Annotated in this window: 14 protein-coding genes; 4 read left to right on the top strand and 10 right to left on the bottom strand. The window is 64.2% G+C overall.

Annotation, left to right across the window (positions count from 1 at the left end):
• Positions 1-61 precede the first annotated feature (61 nt).
• The 5 genes from N008_RS11605 to N008_RS11585 all read right to left on the bottom strand — a co-directional run bounded on the left by N008_RS11605 (position 62) and on the right by N008_RS11585 (position 4,535).
• A complete protein-coding gene (locus N008_RS11605) occupies positions 62-1,198 on the bottom strand; it encodes an SHOCT domain-containing protein (RefSeq protein WP_044016155.1) in 1,137 nt (378 codons plus the stop codon).
• A 107-nt stretch (positions 1,199-1,305) separates the two neighbouring features.
• Entirely contained in the window at positions 1,306-2,031 is a 726-nt protein-coding gene (locus N008_RS11600) for a hypothetical protein (RefSeq protein ID WP_044016153.1), read from the bottom strand.
• Positions 2,032-2,084: 53 nt separating this feature from the next.
• A complete protein-coding gene (locus N008_RS11595) occupies positions 2,085-2,330 on the bottom strand; it encodes a hypothetical protein (protein WP_044016151.1) in 246 nt (81 codons plus the stop codon).
• Positions 2,331-2,576: 246 nt separating this feature from the next.
• Complete coding sequence (locus N008_RS11590; RefSeq protein WP_081910757.1) at positions 2,577-3,557, bottom strand: YeiH family protein; 981 nt, start codon at positions 3,555-3,557, stop codon at positions 2,577-2,579.
• 75 nt (positions 3,558-3,632) lie between these two features.
• On the bottom strand, positions 3,633-4,535 hold the full coding sequence (locus tag N008_RS11585) for a LysR substrate-binding domain-containing protein (RefSeq protein ID WP_044016147.1): 903 nt from the start codon (positions 4,533-4,535) through the stop codon (positions 3,633-3,635).
• A 211-nt stretch (positions 4,536-4,746) separates the two neighbouring features.
• On the opposite strand from N008_RS11585, the gene N008_RS11580 reads away from it, so the two are divergent.
• From N008_RS11580 to N008_RS11570, 3 genes are all read left to right on the top strand, one after another.
• The gene (locus tag N008_RS11580; protein ID WP_052381458.1) at positions 4,747-6,822 is read left to right on the top strand and encodes an alpha/beta hydrolase family protein; all 2,076 of its coding nucleotides are present in this window, start codon (positions 4,747-4,749) and stop codon (positions 6,820-6,822) included.
• A 237-nt stretch (positions 6,823-7,059) separates the two neighbouring features.
• Positions 7,060-8,571: a M28 family peptidase gene (locus tag N008_RS11575; protein WP_044016145.1), complete on the top strand. Its 1,512-nt coding sequence runs from the start codon at positions 7,060-7,062 to the stop codon at positions 8,569-8,571.
• Positions 8,572-8,877: 306 nt separating this feature from the next.
• Complete coding sequence (locus N008_RS11570) at positions 8,878-11,373, top strand: TonB-dependent receptor domain-containing protein (protein WP_231569691.1); 2,496 nt, start codon at positions 8,878-8,880, stop codon at positions 11,371-11,373.
• A gap of 264 nt (positions 11,374-11,637) precedes the next feature.
• On the opposite strand, the gene N008_RS11565 is transcribed toward N008_RS11570, so the two are convergent.
• The 5 genes from N008_RS11565 to N008_RS11545 all read right to left on the bottom strand — a co-directional run bounded on the left by N008_RS11565 (position 11,638) and on the right by N008_RS11545 (position 18,630).
• A complete protein-coding gene (locus tag N008_RS11565; protein WP_044016143.1) occupies positions 11,638-13,788 on the bottom strand; it encodes an FUSC family membrane protein in 2,151 nt (716 codons plus the stop codon).
• Positions 13,789-13,911: 123 nt separating this feature from the next.
• The gene (locus tag N008_RS11560) at positions 13,912-14,880 is read right to left on the bottom strand and encodes a bestrophin family protein (RefSeq protein ID WP_044016141.1); all 969 of its coding nucleotides are present in this window, start codon (positions 14,878-14,880) and stop codon (positions 13,912-13,914) included.
• 97 nt (positions 14,881-14,977) lie between these two features.
• The gene (locus N008_RS23800) at positions 14,978-16,933 is read right to left on the bottom strand and encodes a MutS-related protein (protein ID WP_071884523.1); all 1,956 of its coding nucleotides are present in this window, start codon (positions 16,931-16,933) and stop codon (positions 14,978-14,980) included.
• Between the two features lie 54 nt (positions 16,934-16,987).
• Positions 16,988-18,118, bottom strand: coding sequence for a hypothetical protein (locus N008_RS11550; protein WP_156109257.1), 1,131 nt, complete (start codon positions 18,116-18,118; stop codon positions 16,988-16,990).
• A gap of 38 nt (positions 18,119-18,156) precedes the next feature.
• On the bottom strand, positions 18,157-18,630 hold the full coding sequence (locus tag N008_RS11545; protein ID WP_052381457.1) for a RidA family protein: 474 nt from the start codon (positions 18,628-18,630) through the stop codon (positions 18,157-18,159).
• Between the two features lie 126 nt (positions 18,631-18,756).
• Between N008_RS11545 and N008_RS11540 the strand changes: the two genes are divergently transcribed.
• Positions 18,757-19,551: an energy transducer TonB gene (locus N008_RS11540; RefSeq protein ID WP_044016138.1), complete on the top strand. Its 795-nt coding sequence runs from the start codon at positions 18,757-18,759 to the stop codon at positions 19,549-19,551.
• Positions 19,552-19,619 lie beyond the last annotated feature (68 nt).

Genomic DNA, 19,619 nt, shown 5'->3' with positions numbered 1-19,619 from the left:
AATGCGCGCTGCCGGGCCACGGCAGCGCGCATCCGGCAAGCGGGCGCAAAGGTAAGGCACCTTAGTCGGTGAACGTGTTTTCGAGCAGCTTTTCCTGCCGCAGATAGATGATTTTGAAGTTCTTGTCGAGGCGTACCCGCACTTGGGCGGCGGTTTGCTGGTGCTTCTGCATCGACTGCCGGAACGCCTTGCTCCGCTCCCGGTACGTTACCACGCGCGAGCCGTCGCTAACGGCGGGGCTTATCTGCAGGCTGCCGGGCTCAATCTGAGTTTCGGCCTCCGTAAACTCGGGGAAGTGCGTGCGGTTCAGCTCGGCCTCAATAGCTGCGGGCGTAGTGCCGGAAAGCGTGTAGAACCGCTCGACGGTAGGCGCGAAGTGCTGCGCGGCGCTGAACGGTGCGGCCTGCATATCGGCGTAATACGACTCCAGCACCTGTTGGGCCCGGGCCGTAGCGGCGTTATCCGACAAGGCCGGGGTGGTTTCGGCGGGCATTTCGGCGGGGGCTTCTTCGGCCTCTTCGGCCGTATCGGGATTGGCAGGGGTGGCCGCGGGCGGCAGGGCCGGTGCTACCCGCACGGTTTCGGGTACGGCCACCGGGGGCAGGTCAATCTGCTCGGCCTGCGGGCCTTCCTCGGGCGTAACGGCCAGCGAGTCGGCGGCGGTGCGCGAGGTGCTGGTTAGCCGCTCCGACTCCTGGTTGCCCAGCATCAGGTAGGCCACTAGCGCCAGCAGGGCCAGAATGCCGCCCACGATGAGGATGGTGCTGAGCGGGCTTTTGGTTGGGGCCACGTAGGGCATATCCTCCACGTCTTCCACCTGCTCCGGCTCGTAGCCGGGCGCAGGAACGCTATACTGCGTGGCGGCCGGTACAGAAGGCGAGGCCTCGGGCCTACCCGCTACGATGGGCCGGCTCAGCGGCTCGGCTGGCGAAGCCGGCATGGGAGGCATCGGCGCTACGGGTTCCAGAGGCGTATGGTGCGTAATGGGGGGCAGCATCAGGTCTTCCACCGGTGAGACGGTAGTAGGCTCGAAGGCGGGCGCAGCCGACGGCTGCGGAGCCTCGGGTGGGGTAGCAGCACTTTCGCCAGATAGCAGCTTTTGCTTTAGGGTGGTGAATTCCTGAGGCGTGATGATGCCGGCGTCAAGCCATTCTTTCAGCTGCCGGAGCGTTTCAAACGTCGAAGTGTCTTTTTCCATGAGGGGAGAGCAAGCAGGAGATGAGCCGCATCGGCGGTCGGTGCGGAGTGCCTTCTACGGCCAAACGTGCGCAACGCTGCAGCAACGATGAGCCAAGGCAGGTCAGCCTACTTCTTGTCGAGGGTGGAAAGCCGGTCGCGGCGGCGTTGCAGCCGGATTTTGCGAAGCTCCATCTGCTGGGCATTCACCACAAGCTGGGCCGAATCCTGGCTGGATTTGAGCTTGTTCTCGATGTTCTGCTTTTTGAGCGACTCGATTTTATCGAGGTTGTTCTGGGTGTTGTTGCTCAGGCTGACGCGCTCCTTTTCAAGCCGCTCCTTTTCCTTCTCGGTTTCGCGCAGCTCTTTTTCGGCGGCCGCAATCTGCTCCCGGTAGGCTTTCAGGCGGGCGGCGCTGGCAAAGTTCGTGACGATGTTGCGCAGCGCGGCGTACTCGCTGGGCGTTTTATCGGCGTCGAAATAGGTATCGGCATTAAAGGCAGCGAACACCGCCAGCTCGGTGGTGGAATCGGAAGGCGCCGTTACGATGCCGTAGAGGTCAATCAGCTTGCCTGAAATGCTGGACGCCGGCACCTGCTTGGCCACCAGAATGTCGCGTTTGCCCACGCCAAACGTGCCGTTGCCTTTCACCTTGATGTTGTAGGTATCCTTCAGCCAGGATTGCCAGAAGTCGCGCGTCCATTCGGGTGTGCCATCAATCTGCACTTTCAGCGCCGAACGCTCGCGCTTGTCGTGGTTGACGGTGCTTTGGCGCACTTCGTAGAGTTGGGCCGTGGCGGCCGGGCCGGCCAGCAGCGTGGCCAGCAGCAGCAGGAAAGCAAAGGAGTTTTTCATATCGAAGGCGAAGTAAGCACTGAAAGAAACGCGGCGGCAGCAGCTTCGCTCAACTACAGGTCGTGCCGGTCGAAGGCGGCTTGCAGGTCGTTGCGCATGTCGGTGAAGCGGGCCAGCGCCGCCTGCAGAAACTCGCTGTCGAGCAGGGCTCGCACGTCGTCGTCGCTGGTAACGTCTAGCTCGCTCACTTTGTAAGTCTGCTCCAGCGGCCCCTTCTCCAGCTTGATCAGGTACTTCCCGTTCCAGGAGAAAAGCGTGATTTTGGCCTCAGGGTGCGGAATATCGGCGAGCTGGCGCATAGCAGGGGAAGTGAGCTTAGAATGGGCGAAGATACGGTAACTGGGGTGATGTGATTTTTGGTGATGAGGTGATGAGGTGATGAGGTGACAGGTAAAGAAAGAACGTCATTCCGAGCGGAGCGAGGAATCTCGCCACCGTGGTAGAATCATTTACCACACTGGCGAGATTCCTCGCTCCGCTCGGAATGACGTTCTGTTTGGTTCGCCTTACCTAACCCCTCATCACCTCATCCCCCCATCACCTCATCATCCCAACACAATCACATACAGCGACACGCAGGAAACCACCACCCACAGCAGCACGCCCAGCACGAACGGGCGCGGCCCCACGGCCCGCACGGCTTTCAACGACAGGCCAGCGCCGATGAAAAACAGCGTGACGGTGAGGCCCACGTGCGCCGCCCGCACCAGCCAGGGCCCTACCAGTTGCGTGGCCGGCAAGTAGGTATTGAGCAGCATGGCGCCTACAAAGCCCAAAATAAACCACGGAAATTTCACCTGCACTTCTTTCTGCCGAAACACCAGCGCCGTGCCCAGCGCCACCGGGATAATCCAGAGGGCCCGGGCCAGCTTGATGGTGGTGGCCACGCCCAGCGCCTCGGGCCCATACGCCGCCGCCGCCCCCACCACCGACGACGTGTCGTGGATGGCAATGGCGCACCAGAGGCCGAACTGCTGCTGCGTGAGAGCCAGCGCGTGCCCGATGGGCGGAAACGCGAACAGGGCAATGGCGTTGAGCACGAACACCGTGGCCAGCGCCACCGACATTTCCTCTTCCTTGGCCCGCAGCACCGGCCCTACGGCCGCAATAGCGCTGCCGCCGCAGATAGCAGTGCCGCAGGAAATCAGGTGCGCGACGGGGCGGCCCAGCTTCAGCCAGCGGCCGGCCACGTAGCCCAGCGCCAGCGTGCCCGCAATAGAGGCCACCGTGAACAGGATGCCCTGCCGCCCGGCCTGCACCGCCGCGTGGGCGTTCATGCCAAAGCCCAGCCCGATAACCGAGAACTGCAGCAGCTTGGCGGTGTACTTTTTGGTGAAAGCCAGAAACGGGTTGCCCACCGTCTGGGCCAGCACCAACCCCAGCGCCAACGCCACCGGCGGCGAAAGCCAGGGCGTGAAACACAGCACCAGCACCAGCCCGAACAACACGCGCGGCAACCAGGCCGGGCGCGGCGCGGCCGCAGTAAGAGTTGGGTTGGGAGCAGCAGATAAGGTGGGAGCAGGCATAATTAGGGGCGGAAATCGGAGCCCAAAAATACGCAGCCCCCTCCCCTGCCGATAATCCCAAATAGTTATCGGCTATTACCTGAGGTTATACTGCTGACGAACGTAGCGCAGGAACCGCTCGGCGGCGCGCGTGAGCGGCTGGCCCTGCACCCACAGCGCCTCAAACTGCCGGGGCAGGCGCAGGCCGGCCACCGGCACCTCTTCCAGCAGCCCCGCTGCCAGCTCCCGTGTCAGGGCCCGCCGCGACACAAAGCCCAGCGCTTCCGGCGCAGCTTCGAGGTAGGTTTTGATGGCCTCGGTGTTGTCGAAGTAGAAGGCCACGCGCAAAGCGGCCAACTTGATTTTCTGCTCCCGCAGGGCAAATTCCAGCACTTCCAGCGTGCCGGAGCCTCGCTCGCGCAGCACCAGCGGGTGAGCCAGCGCCTCGGCCAGCGGCAGGGGCACGGCCGGCGGGCCGGCGGCCGTGGCCCGGCGCACGGCTACCAGCTCATCGGCCAGCAGCGGCTCGTAGTGCAGGTCGCGGCTTTTGGTGCGGCCTTCCACGAAACCCAGGTCGAGCTGGCCGCTGAGGATGGCTTCGGCAATCTGCTCGGAGTTGCCGTTGAGCAGCGTCAGCTCGGTGTGTGGGTAGCGCTGCTGGAAGCCGGGCAGCAGCGCCGGCAGCTCGTATTGGGCCAGGGTGGTGCTAGCCCCCAGGCGCAGGCGGCCGGCCGCTTCGCCGTGCAGGTCCTGCAGCTGGGTGGTTAGCTGCTGGTGCAGCAGCTCCACGGCATCGGCGTGCTGGAGCAGCAGCTGGCCGGCCTCGGTGAGGCTGATGCGGCTGCCGCGCCGCTCAAACAGACGCTGCCCGTAGCTGCGCTCCAGCTCCCGGATGTGCTTGGTGATGGCCGGCTGGCTGATGTACAGCTCCTGGGCGGCTTTGGTGAAGCTCAGGTGCCGGGCCACGGCCTGGAAAACACGAAGGCGAAAATCGGGCATGGTAGGGGCGCGTTGCACGTGCCCGCCGTTGCTGAACGGTGTAGGGGCGCGTTGTACGCGCCCGCCGGATCGGGGCGGCGTGGATGGTTGGGGCGCGGGCAACGCACGCACCGTGGTGGTAATGGATGGTAGAGCGGAGGTGCGAAGTACGAAAACAGCTCACTACGTTCAGTATCTTCGGCGTCATTTTCTCTAATCCCGCCCTTCTATCATGTCTTTTCTTCGCCGAACGGGCGCGCGCAACGCGCCCCTGCTTTCCCTGCTCCTGCTGCCGCTGGCCGCCGCCGCCCAACAAACCACCTACACGCCCGAGCTGCTGATGAAGCTGGGCCGCCTGGGCGAAATGCAGGTGTCGCCAGACAAAAAAACGGTGGCCTACACCGTCACGCGCTACACCCTGGCCGATAACAAGGGCCAGTCCGACATCTGGCTGGTGCCCGTGGCCGGCGGCCCGGCCAAGCAGCTCACCAACACGCCCACCGTATCGGAAAACACCCTGAACTGGCGGCCCGACGGCAAGCTGACCTTCCTGAGCGGAGAAAGCGGCACCGACCAGCTGTACGTGATGAGCCCTGACGGCTCGGGCAAGCAGCTGCTGAGTGAGTTCCCCGATGAGGGCCTGAGCAACCTGAAGCTGGCCCCCAAAGCCAACTTCGTGCTCTACACCCAGGACGTGAAAACCGGCAAATCGGTGCAGGACTGGTACCCCGACCTACCCAAGGCCGACGCCAAGATTATCGACGACCTGAACTACCGCCACTGGAACGTGTGGGACGACTACAAGGCCTCACACGTGTTCTTCCAGCCCGTGGGGGCCGATGGCAAGCCCACCGGCTACGGCAAGGATGTAATGGCCGGCGAGAAGTTCGACTCGCCGCTGCAGCCGCTGGGCGGCTCCGAGCAGCTCAATTTCGCGCCCGACGGCTACCGACTGGTTTACACCTCGCGCAAGCTCACGGGCAAGGCCGAGGCCGAAAGCACCAACTCCGACATCTACCTCTACGACGTGCGCTCGGGCCAGACCCAAAACCTGAGCGAGGGCCTGGGCGGCTACGACACCGAGCCGGTGTTTTCGCCCGATGGCTCGAAGGTAGCCTGGCTAAGCATGGCCATGCCGGGCTTTGAGTCGGACCGCAACGGCGTGGTAGTGTACGATTTCAACACCAAGAAGCGCGAGGACGTGACCAAGGGCTCGGAGCAGAGCGCCGCCAACCTGCGCTGGAGCCTCGATGGCAAGACGCTGTACTTTGTGAGCCCGCTGGAAGGCACCGAGCAGCTGTTCAGCGTACCGGCCAAGGGCGGCAAGGTGCAGCAGCTCAGCAAGGGCGCGTTCAACTACAACAGCTTCGAGCTGGCCGGTCCCGGCGTGGCCATCGTCAGCAAAACCACCCAGGCCAGCCCCGCCGACCTGGTGCGCGTGGACCTCAAAACCGGCCGCGAAACCGCCCTCACCACCATCAACGCGCAGGAGCTGGCCGGCGTGAAAACCGGCAAAACCGAGGCCCGCATGGTGCGCACCACCGACGGCAAGCAGATGCAGGTGTACGTCATCTACCCGCCCGACTTCGACCCCGCCAAGAAGTACCCGGCGTTGCTGTACTGCCAGGGCGGCCCGCAGAGCCCGATTACGCAAAGCTTCTCCTACCGCTGGAACTTCCAGCTGCTGGCGGCCCAGGGCTACATTGTGGTGGCCCCCAACCGCCGCGGCCTGCCTGGCTTCGGCACCGAGTGGAACAACAGCATCTCGGGCGACTGGGGCGGCCAGCCCATCCAGGACTACCTCTCGGCTATTGACAACGTGAGTGCCGAGCCCTACGTGGACAAGGCCCGTCTGGGCTGCGTGGGCGCCTCCTACGGGGGCTACTCGGTATACCTGCTGGCCGGCAAGCACGAGGGCCGCTTCAAGACGTTCATTGCCCACTGCGGCCTCTACAACCTCACCAGCTGGTACCCCAGCACCGAGGAAATGTTCTTCGCCAAGCACGACATCGGGGCCGCGCCCTGGGAAACCCCGCTGCACAAGAGCTACACTGATTTCAACCCCCAGCAGTTTGCCAAAAACTGGGATACGCCTATCCTGGTGATTCACGGCGGCAAGGATTTCCGGGTGCCCGAGGGCCAGGGCATGGAGGCCTTCGGTACGGCGCAGCTGCGCGGCATCCCGAGCCGCTTCCTGTACTTCCCCAACGAGGGCCACTGGATTTCCAAACCCCAGAACGCGGTGCTCTGGAACCGGGTGTTCTTTGAGTGGCTGGGCCGCACGCTCAAGCCGGAAGCGGCGAAGTAGCCCGTAGCATACTTTTTCCAGGATTTGCGCTTGTAGCAACTTATTAGATGAGCCCCCAGAGTGTAACGCGAAGTTCCACTTCGCGAGGCGCACGGACGTTGCTCTCCGTGAATTTCGTTTCGTGGCCCTGACGCCTCGCACGAAGTAGAACTGCGCATTACACTCTTATGGCCCCGCTCCACCATTGGTGGGCGGGGCTTTTTCGTGTAGCTTTCCTCTTTCACGCTACTTCCTGCCATGAACCACTTCCGCCATACTACGCTGCGCCTGCTGCTGGCCGGCCTTGCTCTTACTACTCCACTGGCCGGCTTCACCCAGCAGAAACCCGCCAAAGCCACCAAAACGTCTAAAGCCGGTAGCGGCCTTGCTGCCATCAAGGAAGCCGACCTCAAGCGTGACCTGTTTGCGATGGCCGACGACAAGTACCGCGGCCGGGAGGGCGGCACCCTCGACGAGCTGCGCGCCTCTGCCTGGCTGGCCGAGCAGATTCGGGCCACCGGCATGGAGCCCGCCGGCGACGACGGCACTTACTTCCAGTGGTTCAATCTGCAGCGCACGCGCCTCACCAAAGCCAGCACGCTCCGCATCGGCACGCGCCAGCTCAAGCCCAACCACGACGCCATGGTGGTGGCGCCCACCAATGCCAGCGTGAACGCGCCGCTGGTGTTCGTGGGCCTGGCCACCCCGGCCGAGCTGGCCAAAGTGGACCTGAAGGGCAAGGCCGTGGCGCTCCAGGTTTCGGGCGCGCCCACCGACGGCATCAGCTACCGGCGCTACCTGTTCGGGAAGCTCCGCGACCAGGCCGCCGAGCTGTTCAAGGCCGGCGCCGTGGCCGTGGTGTTTGTGTCTGATGACAAGGCGCAGGCCATTTACGAGCACTGGAGCCACATCTACGAGCGGGGCCGCTACGGCCTGCCCGGCGACCCCAACACGGCCGTGGTGAACCAGCCGCCGGTGGTGTGGCTGCCCGCCGAGGCCCTGAGTTGGGCCAAGCAGGCCGGCCAGCAGTTCAGCGCCGAGCTGAAGGTGGAGAGCTTCGCGTATCCGTCGGTGAACATTGTGGCCAAGATGCCCGGCACCGATGCCCAGCTCAAAAACGAGTACGTGCTCTTCAGCACTCACCAGGACCACGACGGCGCCCGCGCCCCCATGGCCGGCGACTCCATCTACAACGGCGCCGACGACAACGCCACTGGCTGCGCGGCGCTGCTGGCCCTCATGCGGGCCTATAAGCAGGAGCCCGCCCGCCGCTCGGCGCTGTTTGTATTCCATGGGGCCGAGGAGCGCGGCCTGCTGGGCTCACGCTATTTCTCCGACAAGCCCACTGTGCCGAAAGAGTCCATCGTGGCGGTGCTGAACGCCGAAATGATGGGCCGCAACGCTGCCGACTCCGCGGCCCTGCTGGGCTCCACGCCGCCCCACCTGAATTCGTCGGATCTGGTTAAAACCGCCCTGGCAGCCAACCAGGAAGGCCCGAAGTTCAAGCTGGACACCGAGTGGGACAAGGCCACCCACCCCGAGGGCTGGTACTTCCGCTCCGACCACCTGCCCTACGCCCGCCTGGGCATTCCGGCCATCATGTACACCTCCCTGCTCCACGCCGACTACCACACGCCCAAAGACGAAGCCAGCCGCATCGACTACGGCAAGCTGCTGCGCATGACCCAGTGGATGTACCGCACCGGCTGGGCCGTGTCCAACCGCACCGAGCCCCCGGCCCGCGAGCCGGGCTTCAAGCTGGAGCGCTAGCACCCGCAGCCTCGCCGGCAGTAGCGCGAACTTTGTAGTTCGCGTCCCCACGCCATCACAACGACACCATCCTACAAGAGCCCGAACGGCGCGGGGGCGCGAACTACAAAGTTCGCGCTACTGCCGCCATTCCGAACCATACTGTCCCACAGTGCCTTGAACGGCGAGGTAGCACGAACTTTGTAGTTCGCGATACTGCGCCGTTCGCTATTTAGATATTTTCCAATCAACTATTTAAATATATTCTAAACAGACTTACCTTTGCGGCAGAATTCAGCCAACCTCCGGCTGATAACCCTGCTGCTCATGCGTCGTTCTTCCCTGCTCCTTTCTTCCCTGCTGCTTGCGGCCGGCACCACGGCCACTCCAGTGGCCGCCGTAGCCAGCCCGCTTCACCTCCGCCACGACGAGCCCGGCAAGGGCGCCACGCTCACCGGCACCGTGCTCGACCCGGCCGGCAAAGCCGTGGAAGGCGTGCTGGTAGCCGTTGGGGAGCGCACGGCCGTGACGGACGCGCGCGGCGCATTTCGCCTCTACGGGCTGCCCGTGGGCGAAGCTACCATAACGGTGAGCGGCCTGAGCATCCGGCCCATCAGCCAGACCGTGACGCTGCAGAGCGGGCAGCCGCTGGCGCTCAAGCTTACGATTGAAGAGGCCGTGCAGCAGCTGGCCGGCGTGACGGTGGCGGCCAAAAGCCTGCGTTTCGCGCCCGAAGTGGATGGCAACACCATCACCGCGGGCAAGAAAAACGAGGTGGTGGAGCTGGACAAGCTCGACGCCAACCTGGTGGTGAACAGCGCCCGCCAGGTGTTTGCCAAAGTGCCCGGCGTGACCGTGTGGGAAAGCGACGGCTCGGGCCAGCAGATCAACGTGGCCACCCGTGGCCTCTCGCCCAACCGCAGCTGGGAGTTCAACACCCGCCAGAACGGCATGGACATCAGCTCCGACCCCATGGGCTACCCGGAGGCCTACTACAATCCGCCGCTGGAAGCCGTGGAGCGCATCCAGATTGTGCGCGGCGGCGGCTCGTTGCAGTACGGCCCGCAGTTTGGCGGCCTGCTGAACTACGAGCTGAAGCGCGGCCCCAAAGACAAAAAGATTCAGTTTGAGACCAGCAACAGCGTGGGCAACAACGGCCTGCTGGGCACCTACAACTCCCTGGGCGGCACCGTGGGCAAGGTGAGCTACTTCGGCTACTACCAGCAGCGCGTGGGCGGCGGCTGGCGCGACAACTCGGAGTTCAACATCCGCAACTTCCACGGCAACGTGCAGTTTCAGGCCACCGACAAGCTGCGGCTGGGTGCCGAAATCAGCCACCTCGGTTACGAGATTCAGCAACCCGGCGGCCTCACGGACGAGCAGTTCTACAACGGCGACGTGCGCAAGAGCAGCCGCGGCCGCAACTGGTTCAGCACGCCTTGGACCATCCCGGCCTTCACGGCCGACTACCAGTTTTCGGAGCGCACGCGCCTGAGCCTGAAAACCTTTGGTTTGATTGGCGAGCGGAATTCCATCGGGCTGCCCAGCAGCGTGAGCGTGGCCCTGCCCGACAACGAGAACCCCGCCACCGGCCAGGCCGCTGCGCGCCAGCTCGACCGGGACCGGTACCGCAACCTGGGCTCGGAGCTGCGCCTGCTCACCGACTACGACCTGCTGGGCCAGCAGCACACGCTGGCCGCCGGCCTGCGCGTGGCCGCCGCCAACCTGGGCCGCCGCCAGCAGGGCAAAGGCGACACCGGCTCCGACTTCAACCTCGACCTGCAGGCCGCCCGCTACGGCCGCGACCTGAGCTTCCGGACCCGCAACTATGCCGCCTTCGTGGAGAACATCTTCCGGGTGGGCTCGCGCCTGACCTTCACGCCGGGCGTGCGCCTGGAGGTGATTGACAACCAGGGCCGCGGCTACCTCAGCCTGAACGCCGACGGCTCGGAGAACCAGATCCGCCAGGACTCGCGCCGCAAGGTGCTGCTCTACGGCGCCGGCGCCGAGTTGCGCGCCACCGGCCAGACCAGCTTCTACGCCAACTACTCGCGCGCCTTCCGCCCCGTTACGTTCGGCGACCTGACGCCCCCGGCCACTTCCGACGTTATCGACCCCAACCTGCAGGACGCCCGCGGCTTCAATGCCGAGCTGGGCTACCGTGGCAGCTGGAAAAACATCCTCACCTTCGACGTGGACGGCTTCTGGCTGCGCTACGACGACCGGATTGGCACCATCCGCCGCTTTGTGCCGGGCAGCACCACCGCCACCCAGCAGTTCCGCACCAACATCGGCACCAGCGTGCACAAGGGCGTGGAAGCCTACGTGGAGCTGGATCTGGTGCACGCCCTCACCCAGAATTTCGACCTGCCGCACTTTGATGTGTTTGCGTCTTCGTCCTTCGTGGATGCCCGCTACACCCAGCTGCGCACGGCCACGCTCAGCGGCAGCAACCTGCAGGAAGGCGACCTGAAAAACAACCGCGTGGAGTATGCGCCCAAGTACACGCACCGCTTCGGGGCCACGTTTGCGCACAAAGGCTTCTCCACCACGGCGCAGCTGACCCGCGTATCGGAGGTGTTCACGGATGCCACCAACACGGTGGAGCCTAACGCCGCCGCCACCACCGGCCGCGTGCCCGGCTACTCGGTCACCGACGTGTCGGCCACCTACCGCTTTGCCAAGCGCTTCACGGTGCGCGGCGGCCTCAACAACGTGTTCGACAAAAACTACTTCACGCGCCGCTCCGGCGGCTACCCCGGCCCCGGCCTGCTGCCCGCCGACGGCCGCACCTGGTTTGCCTCATTCGGCGTGAAGCTGTAAGACAAAATCAACTCCTAACACAACTGCCCGCTTGGCTTGCGCCAGGCGGGCAGTTGTGCGTTATGGCGTTTCTCTGGAGGTTGAGTTAGCGAGGTAGAGACGCAATATTTTGCGTCTCGTCGTTGCCGGAAGTGCGCCAATGAACGTGCGTTGCCGGATGTGCGCCAGTGCATCAACATCAGCAACGACGAGACACAAAATATTGTGTCTCTACATTCCGCGCCAGCCTGACAGCGGCCCTGCTGCACCCGCCCGGCCACTGCCCTACTCCAGCACTTCCTCGGTGAGCTTGCTGATGTCGCCGCTGACTTTCTGGATAAACTCCAGCTGCTCGGTGAGCTGGGCGTCGGGGGAAGCGGGGTCGGGGCGGCGCGGGATGGGGTCGATAGTGGTGGCATCGGGGGTGGCGGCGGGTTCGGCGGGGTCGAGGCGGCGCAGGCTGCGGTGCAGGGCCTGCCGGGCCTGCCGCAAGGGCCGCAGCAGCACGCCGGGCTGCTCCGGGCGGGTGCTGCCAGCCAGCAGCCCCGACGTAATGGAGGCCACATTCGACGACAGAATGTGGTTGAGCACCACAAACTCGTGCACCTCGGTGGGGCGGTGCTGCTTGCCGCGCGGCTCCGACATCATGCGCTGGAACGCTGCCGCGAGGTTGGCCGAGCTGACGTACACGTCTTTGCGGGCCAGCTTGTAGTCGAGCACGGCCACGGGCGAGCCCAGCAGGCTTTCCTGCAGCGTCTGGAGGTAGCGCAGGTTGGCGCGCAGCACGGCCCGCATGTAGTCCTGCAGCTGGTCGGATTCCCAGCGTGGAAACAGCAGGTAGCTGGCCGCAAACGCCAGCAGGCAGCCCATTATGGTGTCGAGCACGCGCTCCTCCACCACCTGCAGGTAGCCCAGGCCCATGAAGTTGAACAGGATCAGCACGAAGGGCGTCATGAACGTGACGGCCACGATGTAGTTGCTGCGCGTGAAGCTGAACGAAATCAGCATAAACACGCCCAGCAGCGCCACCAGCACCATCCGGTCGTCAATCAGCCAAAGCACCAGCCCGCCAATCACGCCGCCCAGCAGCGTCCCCAACACGCGGTTGATGTTGCGCTTTTTGGTGAGGCTGAACGCCGGCTTGAGCATGTAGGTGATGGTCATGATGATCCAGTAGCTGTGGTGGCCGGGCAGCAGCACTTTGGCCACCACGAAGCCCGCCAGGCAGGCCAGCATCATGCGTACGGCGTGCCGGAACACCCCGGAGCTGAGCGTGAGATGGTCGCGGAGCTGAGCCAGCCCGAACTGCTGGTGGCCTACAAACTTGCCGAACTCCAGTTCCCGCCCCGTAACAGTGGGCGCGGCCGGCGCCTGGGCATCGAAGTAGGCCAGGATGTCCTGCAGGCGCTGGGTGAGGTTGCGCAGGTTCACCAGAATCTTCTTCAGCACCAGCGTGTGGCCGGGCTGGGTGGGGTTTTCGAGGGCGTCGATGCGGGCCTTGAGCTGCTCCAGGCCGGCCGTGAGGTTCACGCGGGCCGTGTGGCCGTGGTTGGCTTCGATGGCCAGCCCGATGCTTTCCAGCTCGGCGGCCATTTGCTCTACCAGCCCGGCAATGGCGTCGAGCACGCCGGTGGCCTCGAAGCGGGCGTGCAGGGCTGCGTAGTCGAAATACGATACCGTGATGTGCTCGTAAAGGTCCACGGCATCCACGAAGGTGAGCACCAGCCGGCGGCCCGTGCCGGTGGATTCCTTCACCATCTGGCGGGTTTTGAACAGCAGTTCGCGCACGGCGTCCTGCTTTTCGCTCACGGTCACCTGCTGGGCCATCAGGCGGCGGAAGTCGTCGTCGAGCTTAGTGCCGGTGCGGTAGAATTCGGCCTTGAGGCGCAGGAAGCCGGCAATGGCCTGCACACACTCGCCCAGCGCCTGCTGGGCCGGGCGGTAGGGCCGGATCTGGTACCAGAGCAAGCTTACCAGCAGATACCACACGCCGCCGGCCGTCACCTGCAGGGCGTATTCTACCAGCTGGCGCAGCGTGAGGCTTCGGTCCATCATCAGAATAACAAGCAGCAGCCCGGCCGAGCCGACGGAAGCTGCCCGGTTGCCGTAGGCCAGAAACAGCGTGAACACAAAGCTCAGCACCCCAATTTCCAGCCCCTGCAGCCAGATGTAGGGCTGCAGCAGGCCCGTGAGCAAGGCCAGCCCCGGCAGCAGCAGAATACCCGCCAGCATGCCGTTGCGGCGGTGCACCACCGGCCCCGGCGAGTCGGTGATGCTGATGCAGAGCGCGCCCAGCGCCACTTCCACGCCGGTGCCCAACTGCCCCAGCCAGCCCAGCACTACGCCCGGCAGCAGCACGGCCAGCGTGATGCGCAGCGCGTCGGAAAAATCCTGGCTGAAGAAGAAGTAGCGAACCTTGCGGGCTTGGGCGTTCATGCAGGGGTGGAATCTGAGAGTATTGAGTGTTTAGTAATGAGTATTTAATAACTTAAAACACTGCATCACAGTCGTTTGCTTGAACTGCCACCAGCCGCTTGCCAGCTGCTCACGACTCCATACTTAATACAGAATATCGTCGATGGGGGCCAGCTTGGGCGGCAGGTGGGTTTCGCCCAGCATTTCGCGCAGGTCGATTTCGATGGTGCGGCAGATGGCCGTCATCGGCACGTCGTTCATCTCGTTTTCAAACGGATTCTCGCTGCTGTGGCCCACCATCTCGATGATGTAGAACACCCACGACACCAGCACCGAAAACGGCACGGTCAGCCAGATGTGGTCGGGACCCATCTTCACAAACTCGCCGATGAGGCCCAGCGGCAGCAGCGCCGCAAAAATCCACACAAACATGAAGCTGTAGAAGGCATACTGGCGCGGAAACGGCGTGTTCTTGATTCGCTCGCAGCCGCCCTGCAGGTTGTTGAACTGCTCGATGCTGGTCATCATGTTCACGTGCTGGAAGTCGTTGAGCAGGCCGCGCTCCTCGCGCAGCACCCGCAGGTCGGCGGCCTGCTGGCGCAGCAGGTGCGCTGAGGGGTTCTGCTTGCGCTGCATCTCCCGCGACTCGGCAGGGTCCAGAAACGGGGCCACCTGGGTGTCCCACTGGTCTATCTGGCGGCGCAGTTGCAGGCGCAGGGCGTTGGCCCAGGCTATCTGGCGGTACACGAGGCGGCGGTGGCGCAAGCTCAACTCGGCGTGCGAGGCCGCCGGCGCCTCCACGCCCGGCGCATCCACCACCGACGTCACGTATTCCAGCGCCTGAATAGCCCAGGTGCGGCTGTAGTTCACGATGCCGCCCCACAGCTGCCGGCCCTCCCAGAAACGGTCGTAGGAGCCGTTGTTTTTGAAACCGATATAGAACGACACCGCAATGCCCAGCGTAGCCACCGGCTGCCACGGAATCGACAGCGAATGGAATCCCACCGGCCCATACACCAGGCAGATCAGTAGCGAATACAGCGTGAATACCAGCAGCCCTTTCCAGGAGAATTTCCAGATGACGCGCCAGCGCAGATTATTCCGAACGTACATTGAGTGAACTGTTGAATTGTTACATGGCTGAACTGATGAATGGCCGTTCAGTCAACCCGTTGAAGAGTCAACCATTCAGCCCTTCAGCCATCCCCCATTAAATTTCAATGCCCATCAACTGCATGAGCTGGCTGGCGTTGAAGGCCTGGCAAGGGCCGGGCGTGAGGTGGTAGTCGAAGTGGATTTCGCCCTCGCTGAACGTGCTATTGAAGCTGAAGTTGCGCACCTGCCCGGGCCACTCGCCTTCCAGGGCGGCCAGTTCCAGGTCGTGGGTGCTGATGAGGCCGGCGGCGCGGCGCTGGTGCAGCTGCCGCAGCAGCGCCCGCGCCCCGCGGTGCCGGTCCAGCGAGTTGGTGCCCTTCAGAATCTCGTCGAGCAGGTAGAAAACGGGGAGTTCGTTGTTCGTTGTTGGTTGTTCGTAGTTCGATTTTGGCTGGTTGCTTGGGGCCGAAAAGCTGGCGCCGGCGGGCTCGCGCGTCATTTTCAATTCTTCCTGTTGAATTTTTGATTCAGAAGAAGACATGTCCAGCAGCAGCTTGAGGCGCTTGAGTTCGGCGTAGAACGAGGACGTACTTTCGGCGAGGTTGTCTTGGGTGCGCATGGCCGAGAACAGCTGTGCCGGGCTCAGGCGCAGACGCCGGGCGCACACCACGCCGCCGGCCAGCGCCAGCGCCATATTCAAACCTACGGTGCGCAGAAACGTGCTTTTGCCGGCCATGTTGGAGCCCGTAATGACGGCCGTCTGCCCGTAGCCGATGGTCTGGTAGTCGTTGGTGATGCGCTGGGCCGCGAAGATGAGCGGGTGGCCCAGAGCTTCGGCGGCCACTTCCAGCGGGCCGACGCTCAGTTCGGGCGTGGTGTAGGTGGGGTTGGCGAACTGCCAGCCGGCCAGGCTCACCAGCGCCTCCAGCTCGGCCTGCACTTCCAGCACGGTGGTCAGCTCCGGGCCCAAATCACGCTTCCAGCGCTCCAGCTGCCACATGGCGTGCAAATCCCAGAGCAGAAAGTTGTTCAGCAGCAGCGCCCCCAGCGGATGCTCGCGCCCCCGAAACAGGCCCGCCACGGTGGTGAGCTGGCCCAGGCGGCGCGTGGCGGCGGTGCCGTGGCTGGCGGCGCGCAACGTGGCGCGCAGCTCGCGCAGGCGCGGCGCCTGCCAGTCAGGCGCGGCTTCATCCTCAAACAACGCCAGCTGGGCCTGAGTGGCGCGCAGGGCATCGTGCATGGCCAGGGCCTGGGCGGCGTATTCGTTGCGGGCTTCAGCGAGGCGGCCGTTGAGCAGGCTCACCACCACCTGCGCGCCAATCAGCCAGAAGTAGCCCTGCCCCAACGCCCAGGCGGCGGCGCTGGCCAGCACCAGCAGCGGCAGCAGCACCAGCAGCGGCTTCAGCCAGGCTTTGTTTTGGAAGAAATCGGGGCGGGCCAGCCAGGCGCTGAACTCGCGCGGGTCGGCTTCGTGCTGGCGCGGGAAGTGGCGGGCGCGGGCCTGCCACTCCTGGGTCCAGTTGAGGTCGGGGGCCAGGGCGGCGGCGGCCTGCTGGCGGGCGCGCACCTCGTCGGCGAGGGCCGGGCGTAGCAGCCAGCCCGCCAGCCAGTCGTGGCCGAGGCGGGTGGAAGCGCGGTTGAGCAGCTGAAACAGCGAGTGGGGCCCGAATACGTCGAGGTCGGCGGCGTAGGGGTGCTGGGCGTCGAGGTAGCGCTGGCCGGCATCGAAGCCGCCGAGCTTGCCGGCGAGGCGGTCCAGCTCCTGCTGATTCAGCTGGGTTAGCAGCCGGTGATGCTCGCGCTGGTAGCCCACGGCCGCGTGCCAGCGCACCATGCCCCAGAAGGCCAGCAGCACGCCCACCACAAACGCCAGCCCCGGCAGCACAAACCCGCTACTGAACAGCCACCATGCCCCGGCCGCGCCGCCCCCAAACAGCAGCACCCGCAGCCAGCCGCCCAGCTGATGCCGCCGGGCGTAGTGCTGCTCCTGCGCGGCGTGCGTGGTCAGGTTCTCCGCAAAGACCTCGGCGGGCAGAACGGTAATCGGGCGAAAATCAGCAGAAACGGGCACAGCAGCAGCAATGGATGATGCTGCGAAGGTACGCAGGTCCGGCAGGAGGCTACACTACTGCTTAACCAACCGGCGCAACGGGCTGCCGGGCGTCAGAAAAGGCATCAGCTCGGCGAAGCTGAACGCCAGCCGAAAATCATACTCCATGTCTCTTCTCACGAAGTGGGTCATGCCTTCATAGTCTACCGCGTGATGAAATGTCACGCTGTCGGCCATTACGTGCAGGTCGGTGGGCAGATGTGCCGCATCTACGTGTTGACTACTGATTCCGGCGACGTCAACGGCGTCGGCGTCCGGGTGTTCGTGCAGGTAGCGGCCAATTTGCTGCTGCAGCTTCCGCTCGCTTGCCGCCAGAAATGCGGGGCGCTGCGCGGGATCTATTTCCTCCTCAAGGTGCTCACCGGTCTGCAAATCCAGCACCACCGACCACATCCGGGCCGATAGCTGCCCATACACCTGCTCACTGCGCAGCCACACACTCAGCAGCCCCCGGTCGTTGTAGGCTACGGTAGCGTCGGTACCTTGATAGCCCTGCCGCTCACCGCTCTTGCGGGCTTTGGCCAACTCCGCCAGCTCTTCCCAGCTCATATCAGCCAGCTTTTCTACCTCAAAAGCCGCCCACAGCTTTTCCGACACACGAAAATCCGGCACGGTAAAGACTGGGGCCGGGAACTCGCCGAAATGCGTTGCTTCTCCTACATGGGCCTTATCGGCAACGCCAGGGCTGCGGTAGCTCGTCAGCTGGGCTGACAATTGCCGCTCAGATTTGGCCGCCCGCCAGGTGCCTGCCAGCGTGCCCGTAGCGGTTTGGCGCAAGCGGAAATACGCAAACGGCTGGCGGGGCTGGCGGCTTCCATCCCAACGATAGGTCAGTTGGGGCTGCTCCAGGTCTCTCTCACCCAGCCACAAGTCGCCGGCGGGCGTCACGTAGCCTTCCAGCCAAATGGGCTTTTGCTGACTCAGATAATAATAGCAGCCCATTACCTGTCCGTTGGCCTGCACTGCCGAAACTGTTAGCCGAAGCGCATACTTGCCATCCAGCGTGCCTGCATAATCACCTACCACTACCGCAGCGGCCTGAGTTGCTGCTTTTAGCACCGGCTTTGCTTTGGCACCTGGCTGAGCCGCACCTGTTCCGGCCGACAGCATCAAAGCCAGCAAGCCTGCCACGTAATAGTTTTTCACCTCAATAAGTATAGTGACTGGTAATAAGCACTTCAACGCTACCCAGCCATCACTGCAATACACTTCAGCTCGATGGCAATGGGCGTGGGCAGGCGGTTGACTTCCACCGTGGTGCGGCAGGGCTGGTTGGTGGCGAAATACTCGGCGTAGAGACGGTTGTAGGCGGGAAAGTCGTCCTGCATGTTGGTCAGGAACACGGTTACGTCCACGAGGTCTTCCCAGCGGGCGCCGGCTTCCTCCAGAATGTAGCGCACGTTCTGGAACACGGCGTGGCACTGGCTCTCGAAGTCATACTGCAGGATGTTGCCGTCCTCGTCCAGCTCCACGCCGGGCACGTGCTTCTGGCCCCGCTGGCGCGGCCCCACGCCCGACAGAAACAGCAGGTTGCCGGCGCGCCGGGCGTGCGGGTACAGCCCCACCGGCTCGGGCGCGCGGCTGGAGTTGTGCGCCGCCGACGAAGACGACGGGGTGGCCGGAGTGCCGGCCGATGCGGAAGGAGTGTCAGGTGCCATACGGTAAAAATAGCCGATTTTCGGGCTTGCTGCGTAGAGGCTGAACCCGGGCGGCCCCTGGTGCGGTTGTTGAGAAACGCCCCGCCGTTCCGGGCCCGCTGTTTCCCTGGTTTTTTCGTCGCCGCTATGCATTCCACTCTCCGCTGCCTGGTGCTGGCTGCTGCCCTGGCCCTGCCGGCCGCCGGGCAGGCCCAGCAGAAGCTCAAGTACCCCAAGGCCCCGCCCGCCGACCAGATCTACGACGCCGTAGCGCAGCCCGCCGTGCCCGTTGGTGGCCTCGATGCCTACGCGCAGTACCTGGCCGACAAGCAGCAGTACCCCACGGCGGCGCTGCAGCGCGGCGCGGCCGGCACCGTCACGGTTACGTTCGTGGTGGAGAAAAGCGGGGCCGTATCTAGTGCCGAAGTGGCCGCGCCCCTCGACCCGGAGCTGGATGCCGAGGCCCTGCGCCTCATCAAGGCCGGCCCGCGCTGGACGCCGGCCATGCACAAAGGCGGCAAGGTGCGCCAGCGCGTGACGGTGCCCATCACGTTCCAGATTCCGGCCGGCACCGACGACGCGGCCGTTACCGGCACAGCTTTCGTGGCTCCGGGCGCCCCAAGCGGCGGCACCACCACCGTCAAGGCCGACCAGCCGGCGCGGCCGGTGGGCGGCACGGAAGCGTTTTTCGAGTGGATTCAGTTAAACCAGAAATACCCGGCGCTGGCCCGCCAGCGCAAGATTGAGGGCCGCGTGATGGTGGAGTTCATCATCCAGAAGGATGGCTCACTCACCGACGCCAAAGTCCTCAAGCCACTCGGCTCGGGCCTCGACCAGGAGGCGCTACGCCTCATCAAAGCCGCACCCAAGTGGACCGCCGCCACCTACAAAGGCGAACCGGTCCGACAAAAAATGGTGTTGCCTGTTCTGTTTCAGCTGTAGCCTTCCGTACAGTGGCGCGAAAATCTGTTTCACGACAAGCACCGCGAGTTCCCACGCGGCAGTAGTCG

It is taken from the genome of Hymenobacter sp. APR13, assembly GCF_000737515.1.
Classification (GTDB): Bacteria; Bacteroidota; Bacteroidia; order Cytophagales; family Hymenobacteraceae; genus Hymenobacter.
This window is presented reverse-complemented; position numbering and strand designations above follow the sequence as displayed.